At 45.7% G+C, this 624-nt stretch carries 1 protein-coding gene; it reads right to left on the reverse strand.

Features of this window, described 5'->3' with window-relative positions; translation table 11 throughout:
* Window positions 1-205: helix-turn-helix domain-containing protein (locus tag KJS69_RS29390; RefSeq protein WP_374706759.1), on the reverse strand; the 205-nt coding region annotated here is incomplete at its 3' end.
* Window positions 206-624 lie beyond the last annotated feature (419 nt).

Below are 624 nucleotides of genomic sequence, written 5' to 3' on the forward strand. Positions count from 1 at the left end.
CCATTTGAGATCGCAAGGAAAAGGTAGAACGCAACTCTCGATACATCAACTGATGCAGCTTCGTCTTGGAGAGAATTTTCTCTTCAAATACAAGCTTGGACAGGTAATCACTTGCCAGACGATAAGCACGTAAAGTCTGTCGTAACCCATCGATTTGTTCAGGAGTGGGCAAGATCTTCACTTTGGTGGTTAAAGTGATCTTCAACTCAAGTCACCTTGCTTCGTGTTAATATGATCAGCTAGGCTGTATCCTACACATTTCATTATACCAAACATATGTTCCTGTTTGAAGCGGAAATTCAGAAATAAGAATCAAAAGAAGAGGAGTAAGGGGCGTGACTAATAAGAGAAGGGCGTAAATGAAGCTTTGGGAGCATTCGAGCACTTAATTGTAAAAGAGGCACGGGGAAGTAAAGCTTTGGCTGCGAACGAAGCTTAGGAGCCGGATGCCACGCTGTTTAGGCGCAACGACCGTTACTACTTAGGTCTATAGAAGAAATGGGTTGTCCGCGAAGTGCGAGGGAAAGGGAAGGGAGAACAGAAAGTCCTTGCTTCAAAAACGTAGATACGATGCTCCGCAGTCGAGCAAAGATGTCTGCCCCGGCTACGGTGCGAAACGCACCG

Source organism: Paenibacillus sp. J2TS4, from assembly GCF_018403245.1.
Taxonomy (GTDB): domain Bacteria; phylum Bacillota; class Bacilli; order Paenibacillales; family NBRC-103111; genus Paenibacillus_L.